The organism is Mesorhizobium sp. M6A.T.Cr.TU.016.01.1.1, assembly GCF_003952585.1.
GTDB classification, from domain to species: Bacteria; Pseudomonadota; Alphaproteobacteria; order Rhizobiales; family Rhizobiaceae; genus Mesorhizobium; species Mesorhizobium mediterraneum.
Genome location: NZ_CP034452.1, coordinates 5,003,350 through 5,026,810, shown reverse-complemented (window position 1 = coordinate 5,026,810; position 23,461 = coordinate 5,003,350). Strand labels below are relative to the sequence as shown.

Genomic DNA, 23,461 nt, shown 5'->3' with positions numbered 1-23,461 from the left:
GCCACTTTCATCTGAAATGGTGAGAGCATCGGGGGCTTATCGCCTCGCTATACTGGAGCACGCATGTTCGCCAAAATGGACTCTGGAATATTTGCCGGCCGGGCATCTCTTGCAGCGATGGCCATCCTGTTCTCAACGCATCCGGGGACCGCGCTTGCCGCCGACGCCATTGCCGTGAATTCAGACGATTTCCTCCCACCGCCCGAACCTTCCCGTTTCGGGCGCATCGAGCAAAAACTGGCCGACTGGCATGTTGTCGTAGGCGGCGGCGCGATCATCGTTCCAAAATACGAGGGCAGCGACGAGTTCAAGATCATGCCGGTGCCCTTTGTCACGGCGACATTCCGTGACGTGGTAACGATCGATCCGACAGGCGCCGACATTGCCATCTATAAACAAGACCGGTTCGCATTCAGCGCGCGGCTTGGTTATGAAATGGGCCGCGATGAAGACGATGCCGACCGTCTGCGCGGGCTGGGAGACATCGGCATGGGCGCCACCGTCGGCGGGAAGGCCGCCGTGAATTTTGGCCCGGCTGAAATCTTCGCGCAAGTGGACAAGACAATCGGCGGCAGCGATGGCCTGGTGGGTGAAGTCGGGATCGAGGTCAGCCAGCCGCTGTCCCAATCATTGATGATCGGCGCCCGCGCTTCCGCCGTCTTCGCCGACGAAAATCATATGCAGGCCTATTTCGGCGTCACACCGGAACAATCGGCTCGCTCCGGGCTGGCGCGGTACGATGCCGGCGCCGGGTTGAAGCGCGCCGATTTTTCGGTCTCCGCCACATATATGCTCAACCAGAACTGGATGGTGCGCGGCGAAGCGGGAATCGGCGTTCTCGTGGGTGACGCCGCCGACAGTCCGATCGTCGTCGAAAAGATCCAGCCTTCAGGCATGCTTCTCGTCGGATATCGGTTCTAACCGCCCACACAGGTTACCAGTCCAGGCAATGGCAAACGTCGCACGGCACCAGGGCGATTTGAACGCCGAGTCCAAATCGACAAGGCAAGTTTGGCGCATCCTCATTGTCGAAGACGATGTCGAGATCGCGCGCATGCTGGGCGAGACGCTCACTGAAAACAGCATGATCGTGGAAATAGCCGAGAGCGGCGTCCGGATGGACGCCGCGCTTCGCAACCAGAAGTTCGATCTCATCGTGCTCGATGTCATGCTCCCCGGTGAAAACGGCCTCAGCATCTGCCGCCGTCTTCGCGCGCAAACGAACGTTCCGATCCTGATGCTGACCGCGCTTGGCGAAGAAATCGACCGTATCTTCGGACTGGAGATCGGCGCTGACGACTACGTGACGAAACCGTTCAGCGCGCGCGAGCTGACGGCCAGGATACGGGCGTTGCTGCGCCGGACGGCCTACGCTCCCGAAGAGCGGGATTGGTCGAAGGCGCTTCTCTTCAACGGCTGGCGCCTCGACCCTATCCGTCGGCAATTGCATGATCCGAGCAATGCGCGGGTTTCGACTACGACGCATGAATTCGACCTGCTGCTCGCCTTCTGCCGCAACGCCGGCCGGGTTCTGTCGCGCGAGGAGCTTCTCGGCGTCACTCATGCCGGGCTCGCCGGACCGATCGAGCGAAGCGTCGACGTCCATGTCAGCCGCATCCGCCAGAAGATCGAAAAGGACGCGCGCGATCCGGTGCTTCTCAAAACTGTTCGGCTGGGTGGCTACATCTTCACCGCGACGGTGGAGGAAGCATGAGGAATTTCATCCGTCGCAGCCTGCCGCAGTCAGTGCGTGGGCAACTTGCGGCAATCATTCTCGTCGCGGTATTTGTGATCCTGTCCACCGGATCGGTCATCGAAAGCTTTACCAGGAATATCGACCTGCCGGTCATCGACGACAGCGTCGTGCGAGCCAGCGTGATTGCCGGCCTGTTGCGCAAAGCACCAGCGACAGCTCGTAACGAGATCCTCGCAGCGACGGCTCGTGCGGGCCTGGATTTCAAGATAATTTCGAAGGAAAAGACCGACAGTATTCCATATTCTTATCTGCAATGGCGAAACATCGAATGGCTTCTTGGGGTCGAAGACAGGCCGATTGACGGGCGATGGCTGACCATCGACGGTCAATCCGCGTTTGTCATCGGCCTGGATCAGCAGACCATCCTGGCTCATTTCGGAGTGCCCGATACCTTACTGACCTCAGACCTCGTCCATTCCTTATTCTACAAGTTTATGGCTTTCATCGCCTTGCCCACCCTGATCTGGCTGTTTGCGGTGTGGGCCGTGACGGATCCATTGAAACGCATCTCGACGGCTGTCGGTTCGGCCGAGATCGAGAATGGCGACGAGCTTTTCGTCGAACGCGGCTCCATCGAAATGGTCGGCCTGGCGCGCGCGCTGAACAGGATGAGAACACGCATCCGGACCATGATCGAAAACCGGACACGCATGTTGCGCAGCGTCAGCCACGATCTGCGCACGCCTTTGACGCGGCTGCGGCTTCGCGCCGAGCGCATGGACGATGGGCTCATCCGAACCGCGATGCTGTCCGATATCCAGCATATTGAAGATCTGGTAGACGAGACCTTGACCTATCTGCGCAACGACGTCTCGACAGAGAAGCTGCAGCGCGCCGACATTGCCAGCGTGCTGCAAACCGTCTGCGCCGAATTTTCGGACGTCGGGTTTCCGGTCTCATATTCCGGGCCGGACCGGCTTCTGGGCTGGTGCAAACCCAATGCATTGGCGCGGGCGATCACCAATCTCTGCGACAACGGCGTCAGGTTCGCCGGCAACGTCACCGTCGCATTGACGCAGACCGATACAGCGGCGCGCATCGCGGTCGTCGATGATGGGCCGGGCATTCCGACACTCGCGCGCGCCCGCGTCTTCGAACCGTTCTTCAAGGAGGACACGTCGCGCGGTGGTACGTCGAAGCATGGCTTCGGTCTGGGTCTGTCGATCGTTGCGGACATCATCCAGGGGCACGGCGGCAAGATCGAATTGCAGGACAACCAGCCAACCGGGCTCGTCGTTACCGTCGATCTGCCGAATGAACCAAATGTCCAGCCGTCATAAGACGGCCCGCCCCGAGAGGACACGGTGTGTTGGACCAGGGCAGCAAAATTGGGTCTCTCAATGTTTGCCGATGGAGGCCGGAATCCCTATATAGTTGAACCTGCGCTCGCTTCGACCGCGGGCGTGCGGAGATCAATCGTAGAGAAGGATACAGATGCCGAACGACAACTCGGATGCGGCGATACCTAGAATTGCTCTTATTTCAACCCATGGCTACGTTGCAGCCAACCCACCACTGGGCGCGGCCGATACCGGCGGACAGGTGGTCTACGTCCTGGAACTGGCCAAAAAGCTGGCCCAATTGGGCTATGCTGTCGATATTTGGACGCGACGATTTGAAGACCAACCTCCTATCGATGAAGTGGCCGACGGGGTTCGTGTTCTGCGTGTCGCCTGTGGCGGACCCGATTTCATTCCCAAGGAATATCTCCACCGCCACCTTCTCGAATGGTGTGAAAACGCGCTGCGCCTAATTCGCAGGGAAAACCTCTCCTACGACTTCATCAACAGTCACTACTGGGATGCGGGTGTGGCGGGGCAACGACTGTCGGAGGCGCTCACTATCCCGCACATCCATACGCCGCATTCTCTCGGCATATGGAAACAGCGCCAGATGAAGACGGACTACCCGGACAAGGCCGATACATTCGAAGCCGAATTCAATTTCACCGAGCGCATAAAGCACGAGACGATCATCTATCGAAGCTGCGCCATGGTGATTGCAACAACGCCGCCGCAGGTGGACATGCTGGTCGAGGACTACAGCCTCGAGCGCGACCGCGTGCACATGATCCCGCCCGGTTACGACGACAACCGGTTCTTCCCCGTCAGCGAGGCGTCTCGCCGGCTGATCCGCCACCGGCTCGGTTTCGAGGGACGAACGATCCTGGCGCTCGGCCGGCTCGCCACCAATAAGGGCTATGACCTGCTGATCGATGCGTTTTCCGTGGTGGCGCCGCGTGTGCCGGATGCGGTCCTGAGGCTCGCCGTCGGCGGCGAGAACATGGACGAGCAGGAACAGAAGATCCTGAACCAGCTCAAGGAACAGGTTGAACAGCTAGGCTTGCAGGATCGTGTCGTCTTCTCCGGCTATGTTGCCGACGAGGATCTGGCCGACACCTATCGTGCGGCGGACATGTTCGTGCTGTCGAGCCGCTACGAGCCGTTCGGCATGACCGCGATCGAGGCAATGGCCTGCGGAACGCCCACCGTGGTTACGATCCATGGCGGCCTCTATCGCGGGATCAGCTATGGCCGGCACGCGCTCTTCGGTGATCCGTTCGACAAGGAAGACCTCGGCATCACGATCGTCAAACCTATGAAGCACCCGCGCCTCTACGGCCGACTGGGTCGCATGGGTGCGCACAAGGCGCGCAGTCTGTTCACCTGGACAGGTATCGCGCAACAGCTGGTCAGCCTTGTCGAGGGACGTCCGGTGTTGAAGGCGGTCGACGACCATGATTGGGACGAACCGTGGAACGACGGCGATTGAGACCGATCGCGCTTCTATCGAGTGATCTCGACGGGACGCTCGCAGGCGATCCGCCAGCGACGTCACGCTTTCGGTCCAAATGGGAAGCGCTCGACCCCGAGCACCGCCCGATTCTCGTCTACAATAGCGGTCGTCTGGCCGACGACATTTTGAATTTCGTCGACGAAGTCGGCCTGCCAGCGCCGGACTACGTGATCGGGGGTGTCGGCACGATGCTCGCCGGCCCGCGGCACACCTCGCGCCCCGCACACTTTACTGATTTGGGGCACTTTACCCAGAGGTTTTCGGAAGGCTGGTCGCTTGAAAAGGTCGATGCGGTGCTCGGATCGCTCAAAGACACCATCCGGCAACCCGACGGTTATCAACACGCCTTCAAATCGAGCTGGTACCTGCACGACGCAAGTCCGGACGCCCTTGCCAGCATCGAGCGCGCGCTGGAGGATGCCGGCCTGTCCGTGACGATGATCTATTCGAGCGGACGCGATCTCGATATCCTGCCGCGTTCAGCAGACAAGGGGCAGGCGCTGGCCTGGCTCTGCAATGAACTCGACATCGGCCTTGATGAGGTGGTCGTCGCCGGCGATACCAACAACGATCGCAGTATGTTCGACCTGCCGGGTGCGCGCGGGATTGTCGTCGCCAATGCCCTACCCGAACTGCTTGACATGGCTCAGGACAACCCGCTGATTTACAGCGCGAAGGAACAGTTCGCCCTTGGTGTCGTCGAAGGCCTCGTTCATTGGTCGGTGTTTGAGAATGCCCAATCCTGAGCTGGAAATCCAATCCTGAACTGGAAATAGGATCTCCTCGTCAGGGTTTGAGCGCCCATACCGTCGCGTGTAGAACGGCACCCGCTTCGGCGATGAGACGTGCGGATTGTATCGGCTCAAAACCGCTGATCCGTTTCGTGCCAGCCCAACGACCGCGATCGGCGAACACCTCGATCGATCCGTAGTCGAGGAATATCCGCAGCCGTTTTGGGCGGGCTCCCTTGGCGATATAGTGAGGAGATTCCGCCGCGTCGTCTCCATGACAAATGGCAAGTCCCTCGTCGTCGACGACAACGTCGAGGCGGACAGTTGGATGCTCGAGCTTCAGGTGGAAATGGACCCCCGGTTTTTCCAACTCGAACAGGATTTCGACGGCGCCGTTGATAAAGCTTACCTGCTCTCCGGCCGCAAGGCGTGTTCGGTCCAGAATATGGCTCCGCAGGCTCTCGGCAGCTCCGATGGGCGGGGTATGCAACTCGCCTGCAGACAGATGGATATTGCGAGGCAGCGTCATGGCGGTGGGGAAATCGATCGCCGGTCCGGTGTCGGCCCAGTTGGCAAGCCAGCCTATACCGACAATGGCATCACCGTCGACGAAGGCCTGGAAGGCGTAGTTATCCGTCCCGAAGTCCAGTTCCTGTTCGAATTCCTTGGCAAAAGTCTGTCCATCGAACCAGCCTACAATGGCCATTGTCAGGTTCTTGCGCCGGGTGGACTGGTCCTCACTGTTCATCAACCCGAGAATTAGAACCCAGCGCGTCGCGGGATCGGTCGCAGGCCCGTCGAGCGGCAGCAGACAGGGACATTCGATCGCCGTCGTCCGATAGTGTTTCTCGACCAGAAGCTTGCCGATATACGTCCAGCCGCTGGCCGCCGTATGGTCATGGGTTTCGTAGAGCAGGACAACGCCGCCTTCGCTGCTCTGGCTGCCCAGCAGCATTTTCCAAAGGCCATCCGGCCCCCTGAACACGTATGGGTCGCGAAAATCCGCTGTCAGTCCCTCGTCAAGCGGGCGGTATGGCAGGATGACGTCCGCATTTCCCGCCATGATGAGGTCGCTGGAAGTGGCAGTGAGTTGGATCTGCTGTTCTGGGATGCGGTCCTGTACCTGCTCGGTAAAAAAGACGCGAATGCCCGGGCCATCGGCAAGCGGGACGGCCGAGCCGGAATACGCACCGCCCCGTCTGTCGGGCCGTGCGGTAAGATCTTCCGATGGGAACAGGAAGATAGGCATGTGGCGCCATCGCAAATAATCCGAAGATACGGCGTGCCCCCAATGCATCGTGTTCCACCGAAGACCATGGGAATAGTGCTGATAAAAGAGATGTGGGCGACCTCCAAATCGGCCAAAGCCGTTGGGATCGTTCATCCAGCCGAACGGCGGACGAAAATGATAGCTGTCAGGAATGTTCGGCGGCGCATTTCCCGGATTGGTGTGGATAACTGTAATACCTGTCTCCAGCACGTCGGCCAACGCGAACCAGTAGGCAACCGACACCGAGGTTTGATCCGTGTCGTAATCCAGTTCGACGCTGCCACCGCCGAAGACGTGAAAAATCCTGAATTCATACTCTTCGGCGTTCGTAACGCTTACCTCGCCGAACTTGCCACGGACATTGGAAAAAGACAGCGAGCCCGGAACATCCGGCTTGGTCGCCTTGAGCCAGATATGGAACGTGGCGTTGACTGGCAGGTCGGCATGCAGGCTTCGAATGGTGTCCCCTCCCGCAATCCTTACCTGGACCTGGCTGTCACTCATGAAGATGGCTCCGTTCCGTGCGGCGTTCCCGGACAGATAGAGTATCAAACCCGGTTTTCGACCTGGAAATGCGTTGCAGAAGGTTAAAGCTGTATCTTCACTTTGGCAAAGCGTCCGGATCGACAGCCTTCGACTTCAATCGCTGCACGGGATCGCTGCCAGCATCGGCCTCAGCCTCCTTGGCGCAAGGCACCGAAATATCAAACAAATGCGCCCTTCCCCATTACGGCCAGAAGCCGGCATCTTGTCACTCAAAACTATGCTGCCGGGGCACTGCGGCGACCAATTTTCCTGAACGCCAAGGCGATCGGTGGTGCCGCTATCGTTAGCAAGGCGACGGCCAACAATGTCGCCGAGATCGGCCGGCTCAGGAAGATCAGCCATGTCGCCGCGCGACATGGACAGCGCTTGGCGCATCGATGTCTCGAACAGCGGCCCAAGCACCAGTCCGAGCACCAGCGGGGCCGCCGGCCACGAATAGCGTTTCATGATCCAGCCGAGCAGGCCGAAGCCGACCAGCAGCCAGCAATCCTGTAGGCTGTTGGAGTTGGCGTAGGCGCCAAGCAGGCAGATCGCCAGGATCGGCGGGTACAACCAGCTGTAGCGGACGCTGAGCAGCCGCGCGAACAGGCCAGCCAACGGCATGTTCAGGATCAGCAACAGGAAATTGGCGATATAGAGGCTGGCGATGACGCCCCAGATCAGATCGCCATTGGTGGTGAACATATCGGGACCCGGACGCAGGCCGAACATGATCAGGGCGCCGAGCATCAGCGCCGTCGTGCCGGATCCGGGGATTCCAAGCGCGAACATCGGCACCAGGGCACCAAACGGCCGCGTCGTCGGATTCGATCTCGACGAAGAGAAGCTGGCGGCGGCCCGCGAAGAGGCAGCCAACCGCGGCCTCGCCAATGTCGCGTTTCACAAGGCCAGCGTGCTCGATCCATGGCCAATCTCGGGCGCCGCGTTGGTCTATATCCGGTTCGTTCTCACGCATCTCGCGAGCCCGGAGGAAGTGCTGGCGAGAGCAAGGGCGGCGCTGGCGCCGGGCGGCGTCTTGATCGTCGAGGATATCGACTATGCCGGCCAATTCTGCGATCCGCCTTGTCCGGCCGTCGATCGCTATAGCGAGCTCTTTGTCGCGACGCTCAAGGCGCGTGGCGGCGACCCGTTCATCGGGCGCAGGCTGGTCCGCCTTCTGGAAAGCGCGGGCTTTGCCAGTGTCGACTCCGGCCTCGTCCAACCCTTCGGGCGAAGCCGCGACATCAAACAGACCACATCGCTCACCATGGCGGCGATCGCCGGAGCCGTCGCAGCATCGGGCATCGCCACCGCCGAAGAGGTCGACCACCTGACGCGCGAGATCAAATCCTTTGCCGACCGGTCGGACACGACCATATCCCTCCCACGCATCTTTCAGGCGTGGGGGCGAATGACGTACTGACAGATGCATTGCCTTCCGGCAACGGCCTTGCCGTATGACGGCTTTGGGTCAAACCACGCGGTTAGTGCGCGGCTTACCGCGCGCCCAAACTGCCCGCAGTTTCGCGCAGTGTTTCAGTTTGCATGAACAGTCTTGGGAAGAACTGCAAGGAAACAGAAATTGCGAGGTAGAATAATAGCTTATTGGATAAAGCTGGTGCGGTCGAGAAGACTCGAACTTCCACGGGTTGCCCCACAGCGACCTCAACGCTGCGCGTCTACCAATTCCGCCACGACCGCACGTGGTAGGAGCCGAAACGAACCGGCTCGCGGCGTGTAGCAAATCGTTTCCGGCGAAACAAGGGCGCGTCGCGCAATAATTGCCCGGGCTTCGGCATAACCCTTCAAAGAGCTGGAACGCGCCCGGAACTGGACGTTTCGCCCGATTGCCGCCATATGTGAGGCGACACGAGACACTCCATGACAGAACGCAGCCAGATCGCCACGTCGTTCCTGCCCCTGCCCGGTTCGGCGCCGGTCGAATGGCGGATCGAACCCGGCCTCACCGCCTATCCGGATGCGCTTGCCGTGATGGAGGCGCGTGCCGAAGCGATCCGAAGCGGCGCCGCCCGCGAGATGGTCTGGCTGGTCGAGCATCCGCCGCTCTACACCGCCGGCACCAGCGCCCGCATCGAGGACCTGATCGAGCCGAACCGTCTCCCGGTGTTCGCGGCCGGGCGCGGCGGCGAATACACCTATCATGGGCCAGGCCAGCGGGTCGCCTATGTGATGCTCGACCTGAAGCGGCGGCGCGAGGATGTCCGCGCCTTCGTCGCGGCGCTTGAACAATGGATCATCGGCACGCTCGCCGCCTTCAACGTGCTCGGCGAACGGCGCGAGGACCGCGTCGGCGTCTGGGTGCTGCGACCGGATCGCCCCACCCTGCCTGACGGATCGCCGGCCGAGGACAAGATCGCTGCCATCGGCATCAGGCTGAGGCGCTGGGTGAGCTTTCACGGCATCGCCATCAATGTCGAGCCGGATCTCAGCCACTTCAGCGGCATCGTGCCGTGCGGCGTGCAGGACCACGGCGTTACCAGCCTTGTCGATCTCGGTCTTCCCCTGGGAATGGCCGACCTCGATCTCGCGCTGAAATCCGCATTCGAGGATGTCTTCGGACCGGCCGAAATGTCGGTTGTCGAGGCGGCCCGCAACGCCGGCTGAAATCTCGTCGGGATCGGCTCAGATCAGCCGCGCGGATTCCCACAAGTAGCTACGTCCCGGCGCAAGGTGTCAGCAAAGGACCGAGTTCCAACGCTGACGTCCCCCTCTCCCCGTGAAGAACGGGGAGAGGGGGACACCAGCGATAGAGCCACGTCCTTGACCGGTCTTTCACATCGCTCCGATCCAGATTGCCATGGAAACGAGAAACGTGCTCATGCACACCAGTGACACGACATCCTGAACAAGACCGGTCATAACGCTCTCCTGTTTTCAGTATGTTCGTATTTTGTTCTAATTTTATTCGAATGTCAACGACCGCAATCCGAGCGTGTCGCGAAATTCCGGGCGCTCAGTTCGGCAGGGTTAAGAAAAGGTTGCGAGCCGGATTTCCGCCGTTTTCGGCGCTGGTTGCGTGTGGCGAAAATGCAACCGGACAGCATGCTGATAGTCAGTCGCCAAGTGTGGAGATTCAGGTCAGGCCGGCATCACCTGAATATCGATACACCTAAAGCGGAACAACCTTGCCGTCGGCCAGCGTGACACGACGGTCCATGCGCGAGGCAAGCTCGTGATTGTGGGTGGCGATCAGCGCCGCCAGGCCCGATTGCCGGACCAGCGCGCTCAGCGCCTCGAACACATAAGAGGCGGTGACCGGGTCTAGGTTGCCGGTCGGCTCGTCTGCCAGCAGCACCAGCGGCGCATTGGCGACGGCGCGCGCGATGGCGACGCGCTGCTGCTCGCCGCCGGACAGTTCGGAGGGGCGATGCTGCGCGCGCTTGCCGATCTGCATGTAGTCGAGCAGCTGCGCCGAACGCTCGGCAGCCTCCTTGCGCGTCAGCCCTTTTATCAGCTGCGGCATCATGATGTTTTCCAGCGCCGTGAACTCCGGCAGCAGGTGATGGAACTGATAGACGAAGCCGACATCGTTGCGGCGGATCGCCGTGCGCTCGTCGTCGGAAAGCCGCCCGCAAGCGCGGCCGGCTAGAATCACATCGCCGGCGTCCGGCCGTTCCAGCAGTCCGGCTGTGTGCAACAGCGTCGATTTGCCGGTGCCCGAAGGCGCCACCAGCGCCACGATCTCGCCGCGCTTCAGCGAAAAATCGGCGCCGTTCAGGATGGTCAGCTTGCGCGGACCCTGGACATAGTGCCGCTCGACGCTCTTCAGCTCGATAATGGCCTCGGCCATCATTCGTACCTCAGCGCTTCGACGGGATCGAGCCTGGCCGCGCGCCATGCCGGAAACAGCGTCGCCAGGAACGACAGCACCAGCGCCATGAGCACCACCGAGATCGTCTCGCTGGCGTCCATGCGGGCAGGCAGCTGGCTGAGGAAATAGAGCTCGGGATTGAACAGCCTCTCGCCGGCAAGCCAGGAGAAGAACTGGCGGATTCGCTCGACGTTCAGGCAGATTACAACGCCGAGCAGCACGCCGGCGATGGTGCCCACCACGCCGATCGCCGCGCCCGTCATCAGGAAGATGCGCAGGATCGCGCCTCGCGTGGCGCCCATGGTGCGCAGGATGGCGATGTCGTGGCCCTTGTCCTTCACCAGCATGATCAGGCCCGAAATGATGTTGAGCGCCGCCACCAGCACGATCAGCGTCAGGATCATGAACATGACGTTGCGCTCCACTTGCAGCGCATCGAAGAATGTTCTGTTGCGTTCTCGCCAGTCGACCATGGTGATCGGCCGCTGCGACGCCTCCTCGATCTTCGGTTTCAGCGCGTCGACATTGTCGGGATTGTCGACATAGAGCTCGATCGTCTGGGCCCGCCCATCCATGTTGAAATAGAGCTGCGCTTCCGAAAACGGCATGTAGACGATGGAACTGTCATATTCCGACATGCCGACCTCGAAGATCGCCGTGACCGGATAACCCTTCATGCGCGGCGTCGTGCCGAGCGGCGTCACGTCGCCGTCGGGCGCGATCAGCGTGATGGTGTCGCCGAGCACAAGACCGAGATTCTCGGCCATGCGGCTGCCGATGGCGACGCCCTCGCTTGTGTCGAAGCCAGCGATCGAGCCCTGCTTGATATTGTTGGCGACGATCGAAATCTTGCCCAGATCCTCGCCGCGGATGCCACGCACCAGCGCTCCTGACCCGCCGCCGACATTGCCTTGCGCCAGCACCTGCCCGTCGATCAGCGGAATAGCGTATTTGACGCCGGGCACGCCATTGATGCGGCCGGCAACCTGCGCATAGTCCTCCAGCGGCATGTCGAGCGGCTGCACGATCAGATGGCCATTGACGCCGAGGATGCGCGTCAGGAGCTCGGCGCGAAACCCGTTCATGACGGCCATCACGACGATCAGCGTGGCAACGCCCAGCATGATGCCGAGGAAGGAGATCGAGGCAATGACGGAGATCACCGTCTCCTTGCGGCGCGAGCGCAGATATCGCCACGCGACCATGCGTTCGAAAACGGAAAAAGGTCCGGCGGCCGGGGGTTTCGCTACTGCCGCTTCGCTCATGCGGCAGAACCGAAGCGTTTCTTCACGTCCGCGATCGGCAGCGTCTCACGCTCGCCGGTCCTGCGGTTCTTGATCTCGACCTCGCCGGCGGCCACGCCGCGCGGCCCGACGATCACCTGCCACGGCAGGCCGATCAGGTCGGCGGTGGCGAACTTGCCGCCCGGCCGCTGGTCGGTGTCGTCGTAGAGCACGTCCTTGCCGGCGGCGACAAACGCTGCATGGAGCTCATCGCAGACGCGGTCGCAGTCGCCGTCGCCGGCCTTCATGTTGATCAGGCCAATGTCGAAAGGCGCCACCGCCTCCGGCCAGATGATGCCGTTGTCGTCATGGCTGGCCTCGATGATCGCCGCGACCAGCCGCGACGGGCCGATGCCGTAGGAACCTCCGGAGACAAAATGATCCTTGCCGTCGGGTCCGGTCACCTTGGCGCCCATCGGTTTCGAATATTTGTCGCCGAAATGGAAGATGTGGCCGACCTCTATGCCGCGCGCCGAGACCCGGTCGCTCGTCGCAACCTTCTCCCACGCCGCCTCGTCGTGCATCTCGTCGGTCGCGGCATAGGGCGTCGTCCATGTCTTGACGATGTCGCCGATCGCGGCATCGTTGGAGAAGTCCGTGTTCGCCCCCGGCACATCAAGCGCGAGATAATCGCGATGGCAATAGACCTGGCTCTCGCCGGTGTCGGCCAGGATGATGAATTCGTGGCTGAGGTCGCCGCCGATCGGCCCGGTGTCGGCACGCATCGGGATCGCCTGCAGCCCCATGCGCGTGAACGTCCTGAGGTAGGACACGAACATCCTGTTATAGGCCGCCTTGGCGCTTTCGAAGTCGAGATCGAAGGAATAGGCGTCCTTCATTAGGAACTCTCTGCTGCGCATGACGCCGAAACGCGGCCGCACCTCGTCGCGGAACTTCCACTGGATGTGATAGAGATTGAGGGGCAGATCCTTGTACGACTTCACATAGGCGCGGAAAATCTCGGTGACCATCTCCTCGTTGGTCGGCCCATAGAGCATGTCCCGATCTTGCCGGTCCTTGATGCGCAGCATCTCCTTGCCATAATCGTCATAGCGGCCGCTTTCACGCCACAGCTCGGCGGACTGGATGGTCGGCATCAGGATCTCGAGCGCGCCGGCGCGGTTCTGCTCCTCGCGAATGATCCGGCAGACCTTGTCCAGCACCCTTTTGCCGAGCGGCAGCCAGGAAAAACTGCCTTGCCCCTGCTGGCGGATCATGCCGGCGCGTAGCATCAGCCGGTGCGAGACGATTTCGGCCTCGCGCGGGTTTTCTTTAAGGATAGGCAGGAAATAGCGCGACAAACGCATGGACTGGTCCGTGAGAGAGAGTTACCGCACCGGAATCGGCGCAGCGCTGGGCTTGCTTGCCCCGGCTTCATAGCCATTTCATGACGGAATGGAAACCCGCCCTTCGGGCGCCGCAAAGGGACCGCAGTGCCGCATCCGCCTTGCTGGTCGTTTCGCAAGCAACGCCTGCCATACTATTGTGCAGTGCAGCACGAGATTGCCTATTTCCAGGCAAAATTCTGCGTGACATTTTCACCCGCCTTGGTCTAATGTGCCCCGATAACCGAGAGGGCGGAAAGAAATCTGCCCTCCTACGCGGTCAAAGTCTTGGGAGGATGCGATCTAGGCGCGGTTACTCGCTGCCGCCGGACACCGGAAACAGATCGGACGCGTTTAAATTGCAAGGCCTTGTGCCTTGCATTTTTTTTGTGCAATCATTTGGTTAGCACGACGTACTGCCAAATCGCTTTATCCAGACGTGTCGCCCGAAGGTGCGCGGCCGCTTTTGAGATAACACCACGCATAAAGCAAGAAATTGACGCGCGTAAATACTAATCCCTTGGAGCGCGTGGCGCTCTCGCGGCAGCGTGACAAATCCGGAAGCCGGCTTTGTTTTGCCCCCATCGGCGCTCGCGTTCAGGGCGACGAATCGTGCGTCGCCGGTTATGCTAACTCTTGGGGCTCTGGCTAAAATCCGGCACGATGTGCGGGATATCGTCGATGCCGAGGCCGAGCCCCCTCGTGATGCCATAGAAGATGCCAAGAAGAACCATCGTGACGATCGTCGTCCGCAGCACGGCGCGCAGCATGTGCGGTCCACGAGGCGCGCTATGTACCGTGCCCAGCGTCACGTCCTGATCCTCGTCCTGCGTCCTCATGCTGAACGGCAGGACGGCGAACAGCACCACCCACCATGTGATGAAGAACAGGGCGATAAACGAAACCCAGCTCATGCTTGCTCCAGTTCGACCAGCGTGCCGAAGAAATCCTTGGGATGCAGGAACAGCACCGGCTTGCCATGCGCGCCGGTCCTCGGGTTGCCGTCGCCCAGGACGCGGGCGCCGCTGGCCTTGAGCTGGTCACGCACGGCAAGAATGTCGTCGACCTCATAACAGACATGATGCATGCCGCCCGAGGGGTTCTTCTCGAGGAATGCCGCGATCGGCGAGCCTTCGCCGAGCGGCTCCAGCAATTCGATCTTGGTGTTGCCGACATCGACGAACACCACCGTCACGCCATGTTCCGGCAGCGCCTGCGGCGCGGTCACCCGAGCGCCGAGCGTGTCGCGATAGGCCGCTGTCGCCGCGGCCAGATCCGGCACGGCAAGCGCGACATGGTTCAGGCGTCCGAGCATAGGGTGCTCCCGGGTTAGGGGAGTAGGGGAGTAGGGCAGTAGGGGAGTAGGGAAAGACAGGATCTAGAAGTGCAGATTGTTTGCGCTTCTACTTCCTACTTCCCTACTCCCTTACTGCCCTACTCCCCTACTCCCTTGTTCGTCACCGCGTGACGAACACTGTCACCAGCGGCTTCTTGCCCCAGGCTTCGTTGGCGGCGCCGCGGACGGCGCGGCGCACCGCCTCCTGCACGAGGTCGAGGTCTTTTCGGCGCTGACGGGGGATGGAGTCCACGGCGCCGATTGCCGCATCGATCATCAGGTCTTCCAGGCTCTCGCCGCGCGCATCGGCCTCGGCGACGCCGATGGCGACCAGGTCGGGATCGCCGGCGAGCTCATATTTGTCGTCGAGCACGACATTGACCGCGACATGGCCGGCGAAGGACAGCTTGCGCCGGTCGCGGATGCCCATTGCCTGGTCGGTCCCGATCAGCCTGCCGTCCTTGTAGATGCGGCCGAACGGCACCTGGTCGATGATCGTGGCAGCACCTGGATAGAGCCGCAGCATGTCGCCGTCGCGCACCTGCGCCACCTGGCCGATGCCCGACGTTGACATCAGCGAGCCCTGCGCCACCAGATGCGCCGCCTCGCCATGCACGGGAACGCCGATCTGCGGCCGCACCCATTCATACATCTTGCGCAACTCGCTGCGGCGTGGATGGCCGGAGACATGCACCAGCGCATCGCCGTCCTCGATGATCTTGATGCCGAGATCGATCAGGCGGTTCTTGATCTCGAGAATCCCCTTCTCGTTGCCGGGAATGGTGCGCGAGGAAAACACCACCGTGTCGCCTGCTGTCAGCGACACTGATTTCATCTCGTCGCGCGACAGTTTCGCCAATGCCGCAAGCGGCTCGCCCTGGCTGCCGGTGCAGATGATGACGAGGTTTTCACGCGGGATGAAGCCAAAATCCTCCTCGGCGATGAATTCGGGCAGCCCGTCCATGTAGCCGAGCTCACCAGCAACATCGATGACGCGTTTCAGCGAGCGGCCAAGCACCAGGCACTGGCGGCCGGCATCCCTAGCCGCCTTGGCAATGGAGACGATGCGCCCGACATTGGAGGAAAAAGTGGTGACCGCGACGCGGCCCTTGGCGCTCTGGATAACACCCCTGAGGCCCTCACCTACCGCCACTTCCGATGGCGACTCCCCTTCCCGCAGCGCATTGGTGGAATCGCAGATCAGCGCCAGCACGCCCTTGTCGCCATAGGCGCGGAAGCGGGCCTCGTCGGTCATCGGTCCGATCGTCGGCGCCGGATCGATCTTCCAGTCGCCGGTGTGGATGACGGTGCCGGCCGGCGAGGTGATCGCCAGCGACATCGGTTCAGGAATAGAATGCGCGACGGGAATAGCCTCGATCTCGAACGGGCCGATGGCGAATTTTTCGCCGGCCCGGTAGATCGTCAACGGGATTTTCGGTGCGCCTTGCTCGCCCTGCCGCTTGGCTTCCAGCAATCCGGCGCCGAACGGCGTCATCCAGACCGGCGCCTTGAGCTTCGGCCATGTGTCGAGCAGCGCGCCGTAATGGTCCTCATGCGCGTGCGTGATGATGATGCCGCGCAGATTGGCGATGTTCTCCTCGATGAAGCGCGTGTCGGGCAGCACCAGGTCGACGCCAGGCAGGCTGGCATCGGGAAAGGTGACGCCGACATCGACGACAATCCATTCGCGCGCATTGGCCGGGCCGTAGCCATAGAGGGCGAAGTTCATGCCGATCTCGCCGACGCCGCCGAGCGGCACGAAGACGAGTTCGGCGTTTTCAGCTTTCGCCATGATCTTTCCTTTCCTGGCCGGTCAAACCAGGCCCGTCTAATTTGGGCCCGTCAAACCTGAGCCGACGCGACCGCGCCAAAATGCACATCGCCGGCGGCGATCGTCAGAACCGAACCCTCATCGTCGCGGATCACGAAACGGCAGTCCTCGTCAATGGTCTCGAACGTGCCGCGCACCACATTACCGTCAATTCTGACAGCAACCTGCCCGCCAAGCCCTGCCGCGCGCGCCAGCCAGCGCTGCCTGACGGCGGAAAGCCCGCGCCCCTCATTCCACAGCCGCGCATTCTCGCTCCAGGCATCCGACAGCGCCAGAAACAAGGTCTCGGCATCGCAAGCAGCACCCAGCGCGCTGAGCGATGTCGCCGGATAAGGCAAATCTTCGGGATAAGCCACAACATTGACGCCGATGCCCACCGCCACCGCGAAGCGATCGCCTTCGAGTATCGCCGATTCCAGCAGGATGCCGGCAAGCTTGGCGCCGGAGGCGAGCACATCGTTCGGCCATTTGAGCTCGAAACGGTTCTTCCCATCGCTGCCGCCGTCGAGGCCGATTGCGATCTTGCCCTTCGGCATGACGGCATCGAGCGCATCGGCCAGCGCCAGCCCGGCGACGAAGCCGAGCGTCGCAGCGAGACGAAGCTCGGCATTGGTGACCACCAGCAGCGTCGCCGCAAGATTGCCCTCGGGCGTCGCCCACACCCGGCCGCGCCGGCCACGCCCGCTTTCCTGTTTTTTTGAAACGACCCAGAGCTTTCCCGGGTCCCCGGCCCGCGCACGATCCAGCGCCAGCGCATTGGTGGAACCGACCGTGTCATGTGCCTCGAGCCGGAACCCTTCCGAGGCCGCTGTTGGAGCCAGCCGAAATGCCATCGCGTCAGAAAAATGTCTTGGCGGCGGCTTCGGCATAGGTGCCGATCGGCCCGCCGATCAGCACGTAGAACAGCACGAAGGCGCCGCAGACGCCGAGCACGACGCGAAGCTCGGTCGCCATCGGCACAAAGCCGCCGACCGGTTCGTCGAACCACATGATCTTGATGATGCGCAGATAATAATAGGCACCCACCACCGAGGCTAGCACGCCGATGATCGCCAGTGCGTAGAGGTTGGCGTTGATGGCGGCGAGGAACACGTACCACTTCCCCCAGAAGCCGGCGAGCGGCGGGATGCCGGCCAGAGAGAACATCAGGATGGTGAGGATCGTCGCCATGATCGGATTGGTCGACGACAGGCCGGCGAGATCGCTGATCTGCTCGACATTGCCTTCCTTGCGCCGCATGGCGAGGATGAAGGCGAAGGTGCCGAGCGTCATCACCAGATAGATCAGCATATAGATGGCGACGCCGCGCACGCCGGCCTGGCTGTTGGCGGCGAGACCGACCAGCGCGTAGCCCATATGGCCGATCGAGGAATAGGCCATCAGCCGCTTGATATTGGTCTGGCCGATGGCCGCGAAGGCGCCCAGCGCCATCGAGGCGATCGAGATGAAGACGATAATCTGCTGCCAGTCGGCGGCGATCGGCTTGAACGCGCCCATGGTGACGCGCACGATCAGCGCCATCGCCGCCATCTTCGGCGCCGCAGCGAGGAAGGCCGTCACCGGCGTCGGCGCGCCTTCATAGACGTCGGGCGTCCACATGTGGAACGGCACCGCCGATATCTTGAAGGCGAGGCCGGCCAGCACGAAGACCAGGCCGAAGACGAGGCCAAGCTGCCGCTCACCGCCGCCCAACGCCGTGGCGATTTCCTGGAACCCGGTGTTGCCGGTGTAGCCATAGACGAGGCTGATGCCGTAAAGCAGCATGCCCGACGACAGCGCGCCGAGGACGAAATACTTCAACCCCGCCTCGGTCGAGCGCAGATTGTCCCGGTTGATTGCCGCCAGCACATAGATCGCCAGCGATTGCAATTCGAGGCCGAGATAAAGCCCGATCATGCCGTTGGCCGAGATCATCAGCATCATGCCGAGCGTGCACAGCAGGATCAGCACCGGATATTCGAACTTGTCGAAATGCTCCGCCTTGGCGAAGCGCATCGACATGACCAGTGTCACCGCCGAGCCGATCAGCGCCAGCACCTTCATGAAGCGGGCGAAGGGATCCTGGACGAAGGCTTCGCCGTAGGCGTAGCCCTGCCCGGTGGAAAAGATCGTCCAGACGCCGGCAACCACCAGGACGGCGACGGCAAGGCCGCTCACCGTTGTGGTGGTGTTGGCGCGCGAATAGGCGCCGAGCATCAGGAGCGCCAAGGCGCCGATGGCAAGGATCAGCTCTGGTGTCGAGAGCGACAGGCTGGAGAGAAGGTCCGGCGTCATGGTTCGCAAACCTCTCAGTCAGTTCGCCGCCGCGGTCTGCGCGGTGTTGATGGATGCGGTGACATTGGTGACGAGCGCCTTGACCGATTCGGCCGTCGCGTCGAAGACCGGCGCCGGGTAGACGCCGAAGAAGATGACCAGCACGACCAGCGGATAGATGATCACCTTTTCGCGCGCCGACAGGTCAAGCAGGTTTTTCAAGCTTTCCTTGGTCAGCGCGCCGAAGATCACCCGGCGATAGAGCCAGAGCGCATAGGCCGCCGACAGGACGACGCCGGTGGCGGCGAAGAACGCCACCCAGGTGTTGACCCGGAACACGCCGAGCATGGTCAGGAACTCGCCAACGAAGCCGCTGGTGCCGGGCAGGCCGACATTGGCCATGGTAAAGATCATGAACACGGTGGCGTATTTCGGCATGTTGTTGACCAGCCCGCCATAGGCGTCGATGTCGCGCGTGTGCATGCGGTCGTAGATGACGCCGACGCAGAGGAACAGCGCGCCGGAGACCAGGCCGTGCGACAGCATCTGGAAGATCGCCCCCTGGACGCCTTCCTGGTTCATCGCGAAGATGCCCATGGTGACGAAGCCCATATGGGCAACCGACGAATAGGCGATCAGCTTCTTCATGTCCTCCTGCATCAGCGCCACCAGCGAGGTGTAGATGATGGCGACGACGGACAGCGCGAAGACCAGTGGCGCGAACATCTCCGAGGCGATCGGAAACATCGGCAGCGAGAAGCGCAGGAAGCCGTATCCGCCCATCTTGAGCAGGATGGCGGCCAGGATCACCGAACCGGCCGTCGGCGCCTCGACATGGGCGTCCGGCAACCAGGTGTGCACCGGCCACATCGGCATCTTCACGGCGAAGGATGCGAAGAAGGCAAGCCATAGCCATGTCTGCATGGTCGCCGGGAAGTTGTGCGTCAGCAGCGTCGGAATGTCGGTGGTGCCGGACTGGAAGAACATCGCCATGATGGCGAGCAGCATCAGCACCGAGCCGGCCAGCGTGTAGAGGAAGAACTTGAACGAGGCATAGACGCGCCGCTTGCCGCCCCACACGCCGATGATGATGAACATCGGGATCAGGCCGGCTTCGAAGAAGACGTAGAACAAAACGATGTCGAGCGCGCAGAACACGCCGATCATCAGCGTCTCCAGCAACAGGAAGGCTATCATGTAGGCCTTGACGCGCTTCTCGATCGATTCCCACGAAGCCAGGATGCAGAGCGGCATCAGGAAGGTGGTCAGGATGACAAACAGCATGGAAATGCCGTCGACGCCCATATGGTAGGAGATGCCGGAATCCAGCCAGGCAAACTTCTCGACGAACTGGAAGCCAGGCTCCGAATTGTCGAAGCCGGTCCAGATGAACAGCGAAATCACGAAGGTGAACGTCGTCGTCAACAGCGCGATGGCGCGGATGTTGCGACGTGCATTTTCGCTGTCGTCGCGGACGAACAGGATGAGCAGCACACCAACCAGCGGCAGGAAGGTGACCAGCGACAGGATCGGCCAGGCGGTCATCAGAGCATCATCCAGGTGACGAGTGCGGCAACGCCGATCAGCATGGCGAAGGCGTAGTGATAGAGGTAGCCGGTCTGCAGCTTGACGACGCGGTTGGTGACGTCGACGACGCGTGCCGAAATGCCGTCCGGACCGAGCCCGTCGATGACGGTGCCGTCGCCGGTCTTCCACAGGAAGTGGCCCAGGCGTTTTGCCGGCCGCACGAACAGGAAGTCGTAGAGCTCGTCGAAATACCACTTGTTGAGCAAGAAGGCGTAGAGCCCGCGATGCTGCGCCGCCAGGTTCTTCGGCATCTCCGGCGCGCGGATGTAGAATTGCCAGGCAACCGCAAAGCCGATCAGCATGGCGACGAACGGCGCCAGCTTCACCCACAACGGCACTTCGTGGATGTCGTGCAGGATGTGGTTTTCCGGCAGCGTGAACAGCGACGCCTTCCAGAACTCGGCATAGCCCTCGCCGATGAAAGCGCCATGGAAGATCACGCCGGCGAACAGCGCGCCTGCCGCCAGGATGAACAGCGGCACCAGCATGACCGGCGGCGATTCATGGACATGGTGCATGACCTCGTGGCTTGCCCGCGGCTGGCCGTGGAAGGTCATGAAGATCAGCCGCCAGGAGTAGAAGCTGGTGAAGCAGGCGGCGACGACCAGCAGCACGAAGGCAAGGCCGGCGACCGGATTGTGCGCGGCAAAGGCGCTTTCGATGATCGCGTCCTTGGAGAAGAACCCGGCGGTGCCGATGACGGTCACCGGAATGCCGACGCCGGTCAGCGCCAGCGTGCCGATCACCATCATCCAGTAGGTCTTCGGAATGAGCGTCCTGAGCCCGCCCATCCTGCGCATGTCCTGCTCGTCGGAGACGGCGTGAATCACCGAGCCCGAGCCGAGGAACAGCAGCGCCTTGAAGAAGGCATGCGTGAACAGATGGAAGATCGCCGCGCCATAGGCGCCGACGCCGAGCGCCACGAACATGTAGCCGAGTTGTGAGCAGGTCGAATAGGCGATGACGCGCTTGATGTCGTTCTGGACGAGGCCGACGGTCGCCGCGAAGAAGGCGGTGAAGGCACCGATGAAGGTGACCACGATCAGCGCCGAATGCGACAGTTCGAACAGCGGCGACAGCCGCGCCAGCATGAACACGCCGGCCGTCACCATGGTGGCGGCATGGATGAGTGCCGAGACCGGCGTCGGGCCCTCCATGGCGTCCGGCAGCCAGGTGTGCAACGGCACCTGTGCCGACTTGCCCATGGCACCCATGAACAAAAGCAGGCAGACGACGGTCATCGCAGCCTGCTTGTCGAGCGCATAGCCGAGGAAGGTCAGCACGGCAGCACCTTGCGGGGCGCCTTCGGCCGGAATGAACGTCGCCGCATTGGCGAAGATGGTGCCGAGATTGACCGAGCCGAACAGCACGAACACGCCGAAGATGCCGAGCGCAAAGCCGAAATCGCCGATGCGATTGACGACGAAGGCCTTGATCGCGGCGGCATTGGCCGACGGCTTCTTGTACCAGAAGCCGATCAGCAGGTAGGAAGCGAGGCCGACGCCTTCCCAGCCAAAGAACATCTGCACGAGGTTGTCGGCCGTTACCAGCATCAGCATGGCGAAGGTAAACAGCGACAGATAGGCGAAGAAGCGCGGCCGGTTCGGGTCGTGATGCATGTAGCCGATCGAGTAGATGTGGACCAGCGCCGACACCGTGTTGACCACGACCAGCATCACCACCGTCAGCGTGTCGATCCTGAGCGCCCATGCGGCCTCTAACCCGCCCGACTGGATCCAGCGCATCACCGGCACGGTGAATACCTCGCCCTCGCCGAAGCCGACCGAGAAGAAGGCGACCCACGACAGCACGGCTGATATCACCAGGAAGCCGGAGGTGATGTATTCGGACGCCTTGGCGCCGAGCGACGTGCCGAACAGGCCGACGATCAGGAAGCCGAGCAGCGGAAGGAAGACGATGGCCTGATACATGGTGGTTTCCGTCAACCCTTCATCATGTTCACGTCTTCGACCGCGATCGAACCGCGGTTGCGGAAGAAGACGACGAGAATGGCGAGGCCGATCGCGGCTTCAGCCGCTGCGACCGTCAGCACGAACAACGCGAATACCTGTCCGACGAGATCGCCGAGCGCTGCCGAGAAGGCGACGAAATTGATGTTGACCGCGAGCAAGATCAACTCGATCGACATCAGGATGACGATGATGTTCCTGCGGTTGAGGAAAATGCCGAACACGCCGAGCGTGAACAGGATTGCCGATACGGTCAGAAAGTGTGCGATGCCGACGGTCATCTCAGATTCCTTCGCCCGTCTTGACCTTGCGGATTTCCATTCCAGTCGCCGGCGTGCGGCCGACCTGGGCAGCGATCGACTGCCGCTTGACGCCCGGTTTATGGCGCAGCGTCAGCACGATGGCGCCGATCATGGCGACCAGCAGTATGAGGCCCGCAATTTGGAAGTAATAGAGGTAGTCGGTATAGAGGATGTCGCCGAGCGCTGCCGTGTTCGAGCGCGCGGCAAGGTCCGGAATGGGCTTTGAGACCGTCGCGGCCAGCTGCGGCGCGAACGTATAGCCGCCGAGCACGACGATCAGCTCCGCCGCCAGGATCAGCCCGACCAGCGCGCCGATCGGCGCGTATTGCAGGGCGCCTTCCTTCATTTCGGCGAAATCGACGTCGAGCATCATGACGACGAACAGGAACAGCACCATGACCGCGCCGACATAGACGACGAGCAGGATCATCGCCAGGAACTCGGCGCCGGTCAGCATGAACAGGCCGGCGGCGTTGAAGAAGGTCAGGATCAGGAACAGCACCGAATGCACGGGATTGCGCGCCGAAATGACCATGAACGCCGACGCCACCGCGACAAAGGCGAAGAGGTAGAAAAAGGCCGCCTCTAGTCCGTTCAGCATGGGTTCCCCCGGGTTTCTGTCCAAACAGGACGTTCGTCCTGTTCGATGTTTGCCACCGCCTCC

Annotated in this window: 21 protein-coding genes and 1 tRNA gene; 7 read left to right on the top strand and 15 right to left on the bottom strand. The window is 61.6% G+C overall.

Annotated elements, in window-relative coordinates; all coding sequences use genetic code 11:
* Positions 1-63 precede the first annotated feature (63 nt).
* From EJ075_RS24445 to EJ075_RS24425, 5 genes are all read left to right on the top strand, one after another.
* A complete protein-coding gene (locus EJ075_RS24445) occupies positions 64-921 on the top strand; it encodes a MipA/OmpV family protein (protein ID WP_126106077.1) in 858 nt (285 codons plus the stop codon).
* A gap of 28 nt (positions 922-949) precedes the next feature.
* Positions 950-1,714 carry a response regulator transcription factor gene (locus tag EJ075_RS24440; protein WP_164547177.1) on the top strand — a complete coding sequence of 255 codons (765 nt, stop codon included), beginning with the start codon at positions 950-952 and terminating at the stop codon, positions 1,712-1,714.
* Positions 1,711-3,036 carry an ATP-binding protein gene (locus EJ075_RS24435; RefSeq protein WP_126106076.1) on the top strand — a complete coding sequence of 442 codons (1,326 nt, stop codon included), beginning with the start codon at positions 1,711-1,713 and terminating at the stop codon, positions 3,034-3,036. Before EJ075_RS24440 ends, EJ075_RS24435 begins: the two co-directional genes overlap by 4 nt.
* 154 nt (positions 3,037-3,190) lie before the next feature.
* Complete coding sequence (locus tag EJ075_RS24430; RefSeq protein WP_126106075.1) at positions 3,191-4,528, top strand: glycosyltransferase family 1 protein; 1,338 nt, start codon at positions 3,191-3,193, stop codon at positions 4,526-4,528.
* Entirely contained in the window at positions 4,525-5,298 is a 774-nt protein-coding gene (locus EJ075_RS24425; RefSeq protein WP_126106074.1) for an HAD-IIB family hydrolase, read from the top strand. The genes EJ075_RS24430 and EJ075_RS24425 overlap by 4 nt, the downstream gene beginning before the upstream one ends.
* 40 nt (positions 5,299-5,338) lie before the next feature.
* Here EJ075_RS24425 and EJ075_RS24420 read toward each other — a convergent pair whose 3' ends face one another.
* Entirely contained in the window at positions 5,339-7,057 is a 1,719-nt protein-coding gene (locus EJ075_RS24420; RefSeq protein WP_126106073.1) for a GH32 C-terminal domain-containing protein, read from the bottom strand.
* A 135-nt stretch (positions 7,058-7,192) separates the two neighbouring features.
* Entirely contained in the window at positions 7,193-7,870 is a 678-nt protein-coding gene (locus EJ075_RS24415; RefSeq protein ID WP_245458002.1) for a tripartite tricarboxylate transporter permease, read from the bottom strand.
* On the opposite strand from EJ075_RS24415, the gene EJ075_RS24410 reads away from it, so the two are divergent.
* A complete protein-coding gene (locus EJ075_RS24410) occupies positions 7,809-8,501 on the top strand; it encodes a methyltransferase domain-containing protein (protein WP_164547176.1) in 693 nt (230 codons plus the stop codon). The genes EJ075_RS24415 and EJ075_RS24410 overlap by 62 nt on opposite strands.
* A gap of 193 nt (positions 8,502-8,694) precedes the next feature.
* On the opposite strand, the gene EJ075_RS24405 is transcribed toward EJ075_RS24410, so the two are convergent.
* Positions 8,695-8,779 (bottom strand) — tRNA-Leu (locus EJ075_RS24405).
* Between the two features lie 180 nt (positions 8,780-8,959).
* On the opposite strand from EJ075_RS24405, the gene lipB reads away from it, so the two are divergent.
* Complete coding sequence (gene lipB / locus EJ075_RS24400) at positions 8,960-9,703, top strand: lipoyl(octanoyl) transferase LipB (protein ID WP_126106070.1); 744 nt, start codon at positions 8,960-8,962, stop codon at positions 9,701-9,703.
* A 505-nt stretch (positions 9,704-10,208) separates the two neighbouring features.
* On the opposite strand, the gene EJ075_RS24395 is transcribed toward lipB, so the two are convergent.
* The 12 genes from EJ075_RS24395 to EJ075_RS24340 form a co-directional block, all read right to left on the bottom strand.
* Positions 10,209-10,892, bottom strand: coding sequence for an ABC transporter ATP-binding protein (locus EJ075_RS24395; protein WP_185928275.1), 684 nt, complete (start codon positions 10,890-10,892; stop codon positions 10,209-10,211).
* A complete protein-coding gene (locus EJ075_RS24390; protein ID WP_126106069.1) occupies positions 10,889-12,175 on the bottom strand; it encodes a lipoprotein-releasing ABC transporter permease subunit in 1,287 nt (428 codons plus the stop codon). Before EJ075_RS24390 ends, EJ075_RS24395 begins: the two co-directional genes overlap by 4 nt.
* Positions 12,172-13,500: a proline--tRNA ligase gene (gene proS, locus EJ075_RS24385; protein ID WP_126106068.1), complete on the bottom strand. Its 1,329-nt coding sequence runs from the start codon at positions 13,498-13,500 to the stop codon at positions 12,172-12,174. The genes EJ075_RS24390 and proS overlap by 4 nt, the downstream gene beginning before the upstream one ends.
* Before the next feature lie 647 nt (positions 13,501-14,147).
* Complete coding sequence (locus EJ075_RS24380; RefSeq protein ID WP_095483450.1) at positions 14,148-14,432, bottom strand: DUF1467 family protein; 285 nt, start codon at positions 14,430-14,432, stop codon at positions 14,148-14,150.
* The gene (gene mce / locus EJ075_RS24375) at positions 14,429-14,833 is read right to left on the bottom strand and encodes a methylmalonyl-CoA epimerase (protein WP_126106067.1); all 405 of its coding nucleotides are present in this window, start codon (positions 14,831-14,833) and stop codon (positions 14,429-14,431) included. Before mce ends, EJ075_RS24380 begins: the two co-directional genes overlap by 4 nt.
* A gap of 142 nt (positions 14,834-14,975) precedes the next feature.
* Positions 14,976-16,646, bottom strand: a complete 1,671-nt coding sequence (locus EJ075_RS24370) for a ribonuclease J (RefSeq protein WP_126106066.1) — start codon at positions 16,644-16,646, stop codon at positions 14,976-14,978.
* A 50-nt stretch (positions 16,647-16,696) separates the two neighbouring features.
* Positions 16,697-17,518 (bottom strand): biotin--[acetyl-CoA-carboxylase] ligase, encoded by an 822-nt coding sequence (locus tag EJ075_RS24365; RefSeq protein ID WP_126106065.1) that lies wholly within the window; start codon positions 17,516-17,518, stop codon positions 16,697-16,699.
* 4 nt (positions 17,519-17,522) lie between these two features.
* The gene (nuoN, locus tag EJ075_RS24360; RefSeq protein WP_095483446.1) at positions 17,523-18,959 is read right to left on the bottom strand and encodes an NADH-quinone oxidoreductase subunit NuoN; all 1,437 of its coding nucleotides are present in this window, start codon (positions 18,957-18,959) and stop codon (positions 17,523-17,525) included.
* An 18-nt stretch (positions 18,960-18,977) separates the two neighbouring features.
* A complete protein-coding gene (locus EJ075_RS24355; protein WP_126106064.1) occupies positions 18,978-20,483 on the bottom strand; it encodes an NADH-quinone oxidoreductase subunit M in 1,506 nt (501 codons plus the stop codon).
* Positions 20,483-22,456, bottom strand: a complete 1,974-nt coding sequence (gene nuoL, locus EJ075_RS24350; protein WP_126106063.1) for an NADH-quinone oxidoreductase subunit L — start codon at positions 22,454-22,456, stop codon at positions 20,483-20,485. The genes EJ075_RS24355 and nuoL overlap by 1 nt, the downstream gene beginning before the upstream one ends.
* Before the next feature lie 11 nt (positions 22,457-22,467).
* Positions 22,468-22,776: an NADH-quinone oxidoreductase subunit NuoK gene (nuoK, locus tag EJ075_RS24345; RefSeq protein WP_095483443.1), complete on the bottom strand. Its 309-nt coding sequence runs from the start codon at positions 22,774-22,776 to the stop codon at positions 22,468-22,470.
* A 1-nt stretch (position 22,777) separates the two neighbouring features.
* Positions 22,778-23,398 carry an NADH-quinone oxidoreductase subunit J gene (locus tag EJ075_RS24340; RefSeq protein ID WP_095483442.1) on the bottom strand — a complete coding sequence of 207 codons (621 nt, stop codon included), beginning with the start codon at positions 23,396-23,398 and terminating at the stop codon, positions 22,778-22,780.
* Positions 23,399-23,461: the final 63 nt, after the last annotated feature.